Source organism: Desulfitobacterium sp. (assembly GCF_982384815.1).
On record NZ_CEVWNY010000001.1, the window covers coordinates 111,586 to 123,239 of the forward strand.

An 11,654-nucleotide genomic window follows, 5' to 3' on the forward strand; every position below is an offset into this window, starting at 1 on the left:
ATTAATATCCCCTTTGCAAGGCTTTCAGCAAGGTATCTGTAACTAGGTTATAGCGATGGGCAAGTTGTTCAAGGGTCATATCCAGAAGATAGTAAATTCCGCAGCCGGAGACCGGAATGCCCATCCTGCGAAAGATAGGCTTAAGCTGGGGATATTGCTTCAGGACATCCCCATATTTCATCAGGCTGTTTACATTAACCATCTTTGCCAAAATCCTTTCTTGGTCGTAACTTGTTGCTGGTCTTGAAGGGCATTTACTTTTGCTTCAAGTTGCCGGAGAGCCGCAAGGGTCTCTTCATTTTTTTCTTTGAGCTCTTTAAGAATTTGCAGTGCCGCCGGGAGAGAGTCTATTTTTTCGTTTAAGGATTCGAGGTCGTTAGTAAGGTTAAGGGTAGTTTCTTTAAGATTATTGAAAATTAAATTTAAGTCTTCTGTAGATGAAGTTTCCGCAGGTGGAACTTTAGTTGGCGCAAGCAGGGGATTGCCCTGAGGGGCATTTTCACTGATAGGCTGGGAATCATTAGCAATCGGAACCTGTTCTTGAGCGGAATCAAAGGAGTCTTCGGGAACTGCTTTGGGCAGCTTTAGCCAATCGGCAAAGATGGCGTTTTCCTGGTTTTCCTCCCGCAGCCAATGGGTGTAGTTAATATTTCCTTGAGACTTTTGGGCGATCATCAATGGAAGGAAATTGGCGGAAAGAGTCTGGATAGGTTTCCAAGTATAATCCTGCAATTGAAAGAGAACGGCTTGATTTAGATAAACCATAAGGCTAAGTACACCTTGGAATTGAAGAACCCCCAATCCCCGCCATGGACCTTGAAGATCTGCCGCAGGTGGGGCTTCAACCTGCCATGTGCTTCTGAAGTCATTCAGTTTGGCATGGGTTGCCTGGCCGGTTTCAAAGCGGTCACTTCCCGGTTGTTTGGCTGCCCAGAACAGGTAGCCACGGTCATCGGCAGTAATTGTTGCGGTCATATCGATAACTTCCCGTGGAATATTGAGAACCTCTTGACGTTTTGACCACACAAAGAAGGAGCCGTTGAAGATGCTCGACATCAGGACGGAGCGATTGCCTAGGAAGGTTATCATTAAGACATGGAGATTAGAGCGGGAGTCAAGCAGAACCTGGAAGAGGGGATGACGGGGATGGACCACTTCCCCAATCAGGGCGGATCTCCAGGCTTGACCGTTCCAAAAGAGATGGGTGATGCGCCAAACATCGGGCAGGCCGTAATTTGCGCTTGCATAAAAAATGTGGATGACTTTGCCGACGGGAAAAAGGAGTAGCTGCTCGAAACGCTGAGACCGCACATCCAGCTTTCCTAAGGGCATAGATTGGTGTTCACCGTTAACTGAGATAAGGTCGTAACATAGTTCCCCGGTGCTTTTTATGTAGGCGAGATGGATCTGATTAGTATCATCGATTATCCCTTGAGCAAGCAGGACCGATTCGTCTAACTGAAAGAGGGGCTCTTGGTCGGTTGTCGGGAATAAGGTCATCCGGTCACTATCTACCTCAAGCAGGAAGGAATATTGATCTGTAAGCAACAGACGGGATTGAGGAATTGTCGTAACAGGCAACAATGCACACCTCCTAGGTAGGATGAACTAGGGCTGTCAAATGACAGCCCTAGTAGCTTTGTGACAGTGAGTAAAAAGAATGGGATCAGCTGAGATTGACATGGTTTGCCCGCAGTGGTGCCGGACTGGGCAATTGGGGAGGGAAGAAATCGGTTGGGAATGGGGTAAGATTTGGATTCAAGAAGTCGATACAAGGCTCTTCAGTGGGAAATTCTTCGCAGAAGGGCGGCTCCGGGCAATAGCCAAAGGCCTCTATAGCCAGTTGGACGAAGCCCGTCAATTTGGTGATAACAAAAGAGCCTACGGTGACGACTAGGGTGTCTCCGGAGATGATCGCAGGAACCAGAAGCTCACTGCGGGTTTCAACTCTTAAGTTGAAGTCGAATTCAGGACGGGTTGGGGGATAATAGATGACAATGTCCTTGAAAATGTCCGGCAAACAGCCGTTAACAGTGACGAGTTGCCCGGCAGCATTTCTCACTGTGGCGGTGAAGCAGATGCGGACGGTGAATTGGGCGCGGGCAAAGTTTGGGCGGCCGGGAATCGGAGTGATGACGATGCTTTCCGGAAGGATGACCCCATTCTGAAAGACAAGGTCAACAAAGGTGAATGGCCCGCCGCAATCGGGAAGATCGATTGGGAAATTTGGAAAACACTCTCTTTGTTGGCAGCTAAAGAAGACTTTTTCAACAATTATGCATACTCTCTCTTGATAAGGGTCATATGGATAGAGGTCAGCCATGAGTTGTTTTCCCTCCTTTATTGTATTTTCGGGGTATTCTATTCAAGTTGAAGCTTAAGTGTTACAGGATTAGCCTGTGTCGAGCCCTAGGGCAAGGATTTTCTTATCAATTTCCTTAGCCCGGTTTTGCCAGGTATTGTTGACGGCAAAGGCCTGTAAGGCGCCTCGATCTGCTCCCCTGAGCAGGGCCTCTTCAATACCTTGGGCGAAGGTTTGCGGAGTAGAAGCCGGTGTCAGTGTGGAGCCGAGAGTGGCCTCGGAGTCGCTTGTAATATAGGAATGTGCTTCTAATAGCTCCGGCAGGGGAGTGGTCACTATAGGTGAGCCCACCGCGGCATATTCATAAAGCTTGATGGGATTACAGCCATGGGTCATGGGGGTATGCTTAAAGGGGATCAGGCTCACCTTAAAGCGCTGAAGATAGCCGGGGAGTTTCGCATAAGGTTTTTGCCCCAAATAGCTGACATTGGGAGCTGTTAGGGGAAAATGCTTAAGCATTACTAAGGCACCGAGAAAGACAAAATTAAAATCGGGGTGTTTGCTGATGACTTCCTCCAGCAAGTCCCAGTCCAACCAAGGGGCAATTGCTCCGCTATAGCCAATCAGGGGTTGTTCCTTCGGTAAGTCCTCCGGGCGTTCTTGAGGAGTGGAAAAATGGGCATAATCGACGCCGTTGCGCAGGAGGGTTACTCGAGGATGTTGGGAGGAAAGCAGATCAAAAAGGTTTTGGGAAGTGGCAAAAACCAGCTTCGCTCTGGTGAGCACAGGCTTTATGTAAGGAGCACAGGCCGAAAAATCTTCCCTAACCTCATCGGAGCAATCAAAGATCACGGCATCCGGTTGATATATATCGATTAAATTAACATGTTGGGGAAAGGTTAACCAAAGAATCCGTGGGCGAGGATGAGCCAGTGATAAGGGTGAGATTCCCCGGCAAAGGTAGAAGGAATCCCAGAGCTTTTTGACTTGGATTTCCCGAAAGGACCCGACATCCTCATATAGTACCGTGTATCCCAAGAATGATAGTTCTTTGAGAATCTGCTGCGGCCTTTGAACCATCCAGTTCCAAGGTAAAGTGCGGGGATAAATAATTGTCGGCATAATTTCACCTCCCTTAAGACAGTCCGACAGGTCCCCTTTTCATTTTTAAATAAGTTTTAAATAGTGACCGTCCCTCTAACGCGAGTGCTGCTACAGAGTATGTGAAAGATAATGAAGGTGCAACCAAAGGTCAAGGCTTATTAACAAAAAGCCACAGTTCTTCATGCCGAACTGTGACTTGTCGATTTTGCACTATTCAGGTTTGCGGATACGAAAATTCTTAAAACTGAGCGAAGATTTGCACGTAGTAATTTCCGGAGCTGCTGCTTACTACGCCTACACCTACATGTGTATAGGCAGGATTCAAGATGTTTCGGCGGTGGCCGTCACTGTTCATAAAGGCAGCCATAGCAGCATCTACGGAGACGTTGCGGGCGATGTTTTCGCCGGCGGAGCGGTATTGAATACCGGCATTTCTGAGCATCTCAAAAGGAGTACCGTAAGTTGGCGAGGTGTGGCTGAAGTAACCGTTAGCCTTCATATCGTTGGCTTTCAGTTGAGCCAACTCCACTAAGCGAAGATCAACCTTTAGGGGAGCAAGTCCGGCGGCAGCCCGTTCTTTATTGATTTCGATAATCATAGCTTGCTCCTGGGCACTTACCGTAGTTCCGGAAGTAGCCGGGGGTGTCGGCTGGGTCGGAGCCGGTTGAGTAGGAGCCGGTTGAGTAGGAGCCGGTTGGGTAGGTGCAGGCTTAGTCGCTGAGGGATAAGTGATTTTGAAATTCTTTAAGGAAATAACACTGCCATACCCATTTGTAGTATTCACAGGATTTGTTTTAACCGCTGCTTGCACCGGTGCAGCTATTGCTAATAAAGTGACTAAAGATATGCCAATAGTTAATTTGTTCATCTTTTTCATAAATTACCTCCGTTTTTTAGACCAAAACTATAAAATAAAATCAAAAGTGGTTTTTCATTTAAGAACACATTTAGAGATGAACTCACTGTGTTCTTATCCATTTTGGGACAAATAAAATATAACATTACCAAGCTGTGAAACCTAGTAGTACATCTTTCCAACCCTTTTACGTGATTGGAGTTGTTAGTTTATTAATGGCAAAGGTGCACAAAGGCTGGAAATTTCCCAAGGTCACATAAAAGAGTTATAATAGATATCTACATAAGTACCTGTAATTGGAGTAAAATTTAACTAGGGCTATTTTTAATACCTTAATTTGAATTCTAATAAGGAGTTTTGGTCTTATCATTAAATACGAATTCCTAAAGCTGAATTTTGGGGTTAAGAGTAATTGCTGAGAGGTTGTGAGCAAGTGAGCTCCAAAGTCGTTTTAAAATATTGCCCGGAATACACTTCGGGTGTGGAGGAATTATTAAGAAGCGGATTGCAAGAATTAGGAGGGATGGAGGCTTTCGTTAAGCCGGGCCAAAGAGTCTTCTTAAAGGTGAACCTACTTATGAAAAAGCGTCCCGAAGAGGCCGTCACCACTCATCCCAGGGTTGTGGAAGCTGTTGTCCATCTTGTTCAGGAAGCCGGTGGCATTCCGGTGATCGGCGATAGCCCAGGGGGACCCTACACTGTGGGAGCTTTGCAAGGGATTTATGCCCGTTCCGGTTTAAAAGAAGTTGCGGAACGAACGGGAGCGGAGTTAAATCTAGATGTCGGTCAAGAAACCGTTACTCATCCCGAGGGAAAATTAGTCAGGAGCTTAACGATAACTAAGAGCATTTATGATGCCGATGTGGTTATTTCCTTATCCAAACTAAAGACCCATGGGATGATGACCTTTACCGGGGCTGTGAAGAATCTTTTTGGTGTTATCCCAGGACTGCTTAAAGCGGAGTATCACTTCAAGATGCCGGAGGTGAAGCAATTTGCCGATCTTTTGGTCGATATCGTTACTTGGGTCAAACCTGCTTTAAGCATTATGGATGGAGTCGTGGGGATGGAGGGAGATGGTCCCTCCGCGGGTAAACCCCGCGCAGTAGGTGCGTTGCTGATCAGTGAGGATCCCTTCGCCCTGGATGTGGCGGCCACTCATTTAATCGGTCTTAAGCCGGAGCGGGTTCCCACGATAATGGCTGCCCGTGGAAGAGATTTTGCCAGCCGGATCGAAGAAGTAAGCTTAATCGGGGACCCTCGTTCCATCTGGCGCATCCAGGACTTTCAAGTCCCCAAGTCCGTGTCCGTAAACTTTATCGATCTTGTACCTTTTCCTAAAGGGGTAAAAACTTTCATTTTGAATAGGGTACGCCCACGACCGGTTTTTCATCATGATCAATGTGTGGGCTGTGCCGACTGCGTGAAGAATTGTCCGCCCAAAGCCTTATCCTTTAACGATAAAAAAAGGCCCGAGCTAGATCTCGAAGCCTGTATCCGTTGTTTTTGTTGTCAAGAGCTATGTCCTCATCAAGCGGTGGAGATTCGCAAGCCAAGGCTGGCCAGAACGCTGTTTCGTTAGCTTTCTTCTTTTCTTGTCCAGCGATTGCTATCCCTTACCCGGTACTTTTCCATCATGCGGGCGAAGGCATCTTCCAGGTCAATGTTGAGGGAATTAGCCATGGAAATAATAATGAAGAGAATATCAGCCATTTCTAGGGCTAGATCTCCTTCCGGCTCATTGGGCTTTTTGGGTTTTTCGCCATAGCGGTGATTGACTTCCCGGGCCAGTTCCCCTACTTCTTCGGTAAGGCGGAGCATCATGGAAGAAGGTTGCCAATAACCTTCTTCGAATTGCGAAATCCAATCGTCAACTTGTTTTTGCCAATCTTTGATTTCCATTGTTGTGCCTCCCAATATAAGATTAACCTAAATATTTCCGACTTAGAAAAAGATCCTTCGCTCCCGCTCAGGATGACATTACAGGATGATATTACAGGATGACATTACAGGATGTCATACTGAACGCAGTGAAGTATCTTGACCCAATACTGAAAAATTAATGAATTCTTAATAAGAAGTTCTCTAAATAGAGCTTTTATTTACTTTTATTAAAGTGTAAAATAATTTCTTGGGATAAGCAAGGGAATCAGGCTCTCCATGTAGAATCGAATGGAGAGGCTAAAAAGCAGAGGAGGTGGACCGTGAGTTTTCTTACTCAACTTCAATCGTCTTTCGAATGGCGAACAATTTTGGATATTGCGGTCGTGGCCATTGTCCTTTACCAGCTTTTAATGCTGATTAAGGGAACTCGTGCCGTTCAGCTTCTCAAGGGTATTCTTGTTTTGCTTATTATCTCGAATATTGCCCAGTATCTTGAGCTGCCCACCATTGGTTGGCTATTGGACCGACTTTGGTCGATGTTATTTATCGCCTTGCCGGTTGTCTTTCAGCCGGAGCTCCGTCGTGCTTTGGAACAGATTGGACGGGGTAAATTTTTCGTGCGCCATCCTCAAAATGTGGGTTCTGAAGCCATGATTCAGGTTATTGATGAGCTGGTACGGTGTACTCAAGTACTGTCCAAGAACCGGATTGGGGCCTTAATCGCCATAGAGCGGACTACAGGGCTTCAAAATTATGTGGAGACCGGTATTAAAATCGATGGTGTGGTTTCTTCAGAGTTCTTACTCAATGTTTTTATTCCTAATACTCCTCTTCATGATGGAGCAGTCATTATCCGAGGCGATCGCGTGGCAGCGGCAGGGTGCTTTTTACCTCTTTCCGAAAGTAATACCATTCAAAAAGATCTTGGAACACGCCATAGAGCTGCTATTGGTCTCACCGAAGTATCGGATTCCATTGTCATTATCGTTTCCGAGGAAACAGGGGCAATATCTGTATCCATCGATGGGGTTCTGACCCGTTTTCTCGATGAGAAAAATCTCAGAGAATTGCTTAGTCGAGAGCTTCAAGTTGACACGGCGACCAAAAGTCATGTACCCTTTTGGAGGTCATAATTATGAAAGAGATGTTACAGCGCAACTTAGGCTACAAACTAATTTCCTTAGTACTGGCCACTCTTTTTTGGCTCTGGGTAACCAGCCAAGGTAATGGGCAGACCCTGGATCGCAATCAGCCCCTCACCTTATCCTTAGTTACTAAAAATATTCCAGCCAATTCCATGATCATGACTAAACTGCCTTCGGTTAAGGTCAAGCTGGAAGGATATAATCCCAGTGTCAATATCAATGAGCTCTATGCTTATGTGGATCTCAGCGGCAGCGAACCGGGTGTCCATGACTATGAGGTTAAAATGGTCCCCATCCCCAATATAACAATCGTGGAGATATCGCCAAAAGTAGTCACTCTCCAATTGGATACAATTGAAGAAAAAATGCTCCCGGTTACAGTGGATGTTGCAGATACACCGGCGGTTGGGAAAAAGGTGGGAGAGCCCATTGTTAAGCCTAATGTGGTAAATGTCAGAGGGCCCAGCAGCCTTTTGAATTCCGTAGACAAGGTTCTTGTTCATCTTAGTGTTGCCGGGGCAAGTGAAACTGTTCAGGTCTCAAGACCCCTTCTTTTCCGGGATGAAAAAGGACAGCCAATCTTTGGTCCTGATCCTAGTGTAGAGACTATTACCTCCAGCCCGTCCAGTGTAGACATTATTGTCCCCATTGTCGCAAAGGAGCTGGAAAGCAAAATGATACCCTTAAAGGCTGGGCCCCTTACAGGTAATCCGGCAGAGGGGATGGAAGTGCGCTCTGTCCAAGTGGTTCCCGGTGGTGTTCAAGTTTTTGGGGAAGCGGATGTGCTTAAGGGTTTTGAGGTTCTAAATCTTGGTCCGGTGGATATCAACGGTATTGCGGAGAGTAAAACTTTTGAGATATCATCCGATAAAGTAACTTTACCGGAGGGAATAAGTTTTGATTCCAGAAGGACCTTTTCGGTAATTGTGGAAATGGGTAAGACAATTCAGCATAAAACTCTTTACGACTTGCCGATTTCCCTTAAAAACCTTTCCGAAGTGCTGGTTCTAGAAAAGCCTCTTCCGGCGATCAGTGTGACTGTGAAGGCTTACCCGGAAATTCTCGATCAATTGACAAAAGATCAGATAAATTTATGGCTGGATGCCGGTGGGAAAGCACCCGGCGAACATGCCGGTAAGATCTTCTGGCAGCTTCCTGCCGGAGTTGAGATGGTTTCCGTACCGGATATTACCTATACCTTAAAGACGAAAGAGGCTCCGCCGGAACATCCGGAGACACCGGGAACTTCTGTGACCACCGGGATAACCCGGTAGAGTAAGAGTTAAAAGAGATGTATCTTTTGCCAAGTGGAGGAAAAATCGTTGAATCTTATTTGGACTAATTTACGAGTTTCGGTAGAAGAGGATGAACGCGATCTTCCTTTGCTTGTGGCTCGTAAGCTAAAAGTTCCGCAAATGAGCATTTCTAACCTGCGAATCCTGCGCCGCTCAATCGATGCTCGTAAAAAGCCTCAATTGTTTTTCGTTTATACCCTCGGATTTTCCCTGGAAATACCGTATAAAGAAGTGGGACGAGTTTTACATCGGGTTCCGGAGCTCAAACCTGAACCACAGGTTGAGCCGAAATTATTAGTTAAGCCCGCTAAGAAATTGAACCATCGCCCCATAATCATTGGGGCCGGACCGGCGGGATATTTTGCTGCCTTGGCTTTAGCCAAAAGGGGTTATGCCCCCTTGGTTTTAGAGCGTGGTGATGATGTGGAAACCCGGACCCGGAAAGTGGAGAAATTCTGGCAAACCGGACTGCTTGACACTGAAAGCAATGTTCAATTTGGCGAAGGGGGAGCGGGAACCTTTTCCGATGGGAAGTTAACTACCCGCATTTCGGATTCTCGAATCACCGAGGTCTTGGAGACCTTTGTGGAACAGGGGGCTCCGCCGGAGATCCTCTATTTAGCGAAGGCTCATATTGGAACAGATATTTTGAAAGAAGTCACTCGGGGGATGCGGCGGAAAATCCAGCTTTTGGGTGGAGAAGTGCGTTTTCGGGCAAAGTTAACAGGTCTACGCCAAGCAAGGGGGAAGATTACCGGGGTCGAGGTCAATCACAGCGAAGTGATTCCTGCGGAAGCGGTAATCTTAGCAATTGGGCACAGTGCTCGGGAGACCTATCGTTTACTACTGGACCAAGGAGTTCATCTGGAGCAGAAGGCCTTTGCCATCGGGCTGCGGGTTGAACACCCGCAGGAACTGATCAACTTATCCCAATATGGGATTGAATTCCATCCTAAATTAGGCCCTGCCGATTATCAGCTTACCTATCAGGATTCAACAACCGGGCGAGGGGCCTATGCTTTTTGCATGTGTCCGGGCGGAAAAGTGGTAGCGGCAGCCTCGGAAGAGGAGCGGTTAGTCACCAACGGCATGAGTGAATACAGGCGTGCCACAGGTGTGGCCAATAGTGCCTTAGTGGTTACTGTTGGGAAAGAAGATTTTCAAGAGGATCATCCTCTTGCAGGTATAAGGTTTCAGGAGTATTGGGAGCAGCAGGCTTTCTTGGCTGGGGGCCGGGATTATAAAGCCCCGGCCCAAAGTGTTCAAGATTTTTTAGCCAGAAGGGTCACGGGGGAATATTTTTTACCCCCAAGTTATACTCCGGGGATCGAGGCAGTGGAACTGCACACAATTTTACCTCAAGCTGTCGGGGATGTTTTGGATCGTGCACTCCTTTCCTTCAGTCGGAAAATACAAGGTTATATTGATGAAAAAGGGACCTTAACAGGTATTGAGACCCGTACCAGTGCTCCGGTGCGCATTACTCGGGAAAAGACCGGGGAAGCGGTGAACCTGGCAGGGTTATTTCCTGCCGGTGAAGGGGCGGGTTATGCCGGGGGAATTATGAGTGCGGCAGTGGATGGTATACGGAGTGCCGAGCGGGTTATGGCTCAATATTATCCCGCCGATTAAAAAATCGGAGTCAGATACTTTTGAGTTTTAGAGTCTATTAGTGGGGAATAGAATAGGATAGAATTAAGCTTTAGGAAGGGGTAGGGTTACTTGGGTAAACTATTTGGAACGGATGGGGTGCGGGGTATAGCGAATAAGGAACTAACCCCTGACTTGGCTTTTCGTTTAGGTCAAGCCGGCGCTTATGTTTTGAGCAAAGAACACCCCCACCCTCGTATTGTAATCGGTAAAGATACCCGGATCTCCGGTGACATGTTGGAAGCTGCCCTTATCGCCGGAATTTGTTCCGTGGGAGCAGATGTTTTACGGGTGGGAGTCCTGCCTACTCCGGGGATTGCTTATCTGACCCATACTTTAGAAGCCAGTGCTGGGGTTGTTATCTCAGCTTCTCATAACCCGGTTCAAGATAATGGCATAAAATTCTTTTCCGCTACCGGCTACAAACTTCCCGACGCGGTAGAGGAAGAGATCGAAGAACTGGTACTAAGCAAAGAAAGACCCTGGGATATTCCTATTGGCGGTGATGTCGGACGAGTCATTGAGGTGGCTGATGCTGAGCGCCAATATATTGACTTTCTCAAAGGAACGGTAGGTTCTCTTGAGGGTTTAAAAGTAGTCTATGATGGCTCCAATGGGGCGGCTTTCCGGGTGGGCCCACGGGTTCTTCATGAATTAGGAGTCGAGGTTATCCCCATATCTGTTAACCCTGATGGGGTGAACATTAATGCAGGCTGTGGTTCCACTCATACTGAAGCCCTTCAGCAAGCTGTCATAAAATATCAAGCAGATCTAGGGCTGGCTAATGATGGGGATGCCGATCGCCTGATTGCCGTGGATGAAAAGGGCGAAATCGTTGATGGGGATTTCATCATGGTTATCTGTGCCTTGGCTTTAAAGGCCAAAGGCAAGCTGGCGGAGAATGCTATCGTGGTCACCGTCATGAGTAATCTAGGGTTGCATATTGCCCTTAAAGAGGCCGGGGTTAAAATTTTTGAGACTCAAGTTGGTGACCGTTATGTAATGGAAGCGCTGCTGAAGACGGGAGCCAAGCTAGGCGGTGAACAATCCGGACATATTATTTTCCTTGAGCATAATACTACCGGGGATGGACTGCTTACCGCTCTTCAATTGATGGCAGTGCTCAAAGAACAGGGCAAATCCCTTTCTAAGTTGGCTTGCCAAATGGAACGCCTGCCTCAGGTCCTAATCAATGTAAAAGTTAAGGATAAAAAGACAGCCATGGAAAACCCCTATGTCTTGCAAAAGGTTGAGGAAGTCAAACGCTTCTTAGGAGACCGGGGGCGGGTCTTGGTTCGTCCTTCAGGAACAGAATCCTTGGTTCGGGTCATGGTGGAGGGGCAGGATCATGAGCAATTAATAAGCCTTGCTCAATCAGTTGTTGATATTATTAAGCGGGAAGAACTATAGATACAAAT

The 11,654-nt window shown here is 47.0% G+C and carries 11 protein-coding genes; 5 read left to right on the forward strand and 6 right to left on the reverse strand.

Annotation, left to right across the window (positions count from 1 at the left end):
• Position 1: 1 nt before the first annotated feature.
• From AC1U9U_RS00530 to AC1U9U_RS00550, 5 genes are all read right to left on the reverse strand, one after another.
• Positions 2 to 181, reverse strand: coding sequence for a hypothetical protein (locus tag AC1U9U_RS00530; RefSeq protein WP_479958582.1), 180 nt, complete (start codon positions 179 to 181; stop codon positions 2 to 4).
• 8 nt (positions 182 to 189) lie between these two features.
• Positions 190 to 1,581, reverse strand: coding sequence for a cell division protein ZapB (locus tag AC1U9U_RS00535; RefSeq protein WP_479958583.1), 1,392 nt, complete (start codon positions 1,579 to 1,581; stop codon positions 190 to 192).
• An 85-nt stretch (positions 1,582 to 1,666) separates the two neighbouring features.
• Positions 1,667 to 2,323, reverse strand: coding sequence for a hypothetical protein (locus AC1U9U_RS00540; protein ID WP_479958584.1), 657 nt, complete (start codon positions 2,321 to 2,323; stop codon positions 1,667 to 1,669).
• A 69-nt stretch (positions 2,324 to 2,392) separates the two neighbouring features.
• The gene (locus tag AC1U9U_RS00545) at positions 2,393 to 3,424 is read right to left on the reverse strand and encodes a glycosyltransferase (protein ID WP_479958585.1); all 1,032 of its coding nucleotides are present in this window, start codon (positions 3,422 to 3,424) and stop codon (positions 2,393 to 2,395) included.
• A gap of 220 nt (positions 3,425 to 3,644) precedes the next feature.
• Complete coding sequence (locus AC1U9U_RS00550; protein ID WP_479958586.1) at positions 3,645 to 4,283, reverse strand: CAP domain-containing protein; 639 nt, start codon at positions 4,281 to 4,283, stop codon at positions 3,645 to 3,647.
• Between the two features lie 412 nt (positions 4,284 to 4,695).
• Between AC1U9U_RS00550 and AC1U9U_RS00555 the strand changes: the two genes are divergently transcribed.
• Positions 4,696 to 5,844, forward strand: a complete 1,149-nt coding sequence (locus tag AC1U9U_RS00555; RefSeq protein WP_479958587.1) for a DUF362 domain-containing protein — start codon at positions 4,696 to 4,698, stop codon at positions 5,842 to 5,844.
• Here AC1U9U_RS00555 and AC1U9U_RS00560 read toward each other — a convergent pair.
• A complete protein-coding gene (locus AC1U9U_RS00560; protein WP_479958588.1) occupies positions 5,841 to 6,164 on the reverse strand; it encodes a nucleotide pyrophosphohydrolase in 324 nt (107 codons plus the stop codon). The two genes, AC1U9U_RS00555 and AC1U9U_RS00560, sit on opposite strands and share 4 nt — an antisense overlap.
• A 302-nt stretch (positions 6,165 to 6,466) precedes the next feature.
• On the opposite strand from AC1U9U_RS00560, the gene cdaA reads away from it, so the two are divergent.
• The 4 genes from cdaA to glmM all read left to right on the forward strand — a co-directional run bounded on the left by cdaA (position 6,467) and on the right by glmM (position 11,646).
• Complete coding sequence (gene cdaA, locus AC1U9U_RS00565) at positions 6,467 to 7,279, forward strand: diadenylate cyclase CdaA (RefSeq protein ID WP_479958589.1); 813 nt, start codon at positions 6,467 to 6,469, stop codon at positions 7,277 to 7,279.
• A gap of 2 nt (positions 7,280 to 7,281) precedes the next feature.
• Entirely contained in the window at positions 7,282 to 8,565 is a 1,284-nt protein-coding gene (locus tag AC1U9U_RS00570) for a CdaR family protein (protein WP_479958590.1), read from the forward strand.
• 48 nt (positions 8,566 to 8,613) lie between these two features.
• A complete protein-coding gene (locus tag AC1U9U_RS00575; RefSeq protein ID WP_479958591.1) occupies positions 8,614 to 10,218 on the forward strand; it encodes an NAD(P)/FAD-dependent oxidoreductase in 1,605 nt (534 codons plus the stop codon).
• Between the two features lie 90 nt (positions 10,219 to 10,308).
• Complete coding sequence (glmM, locus tag AC1U9U_RS00580) at positions 10,309 to 11,646, forward strand: phosphoglucosamine mutase (protein WP_479958592.1); 1,338 nt, start codon at positions 10,309 to 10,311, stop codon at positions 11,644 to 11,646.
• The last annotated feature ends 8 nt before the right edge of the window (positions 11,647 to 11,654 follow it).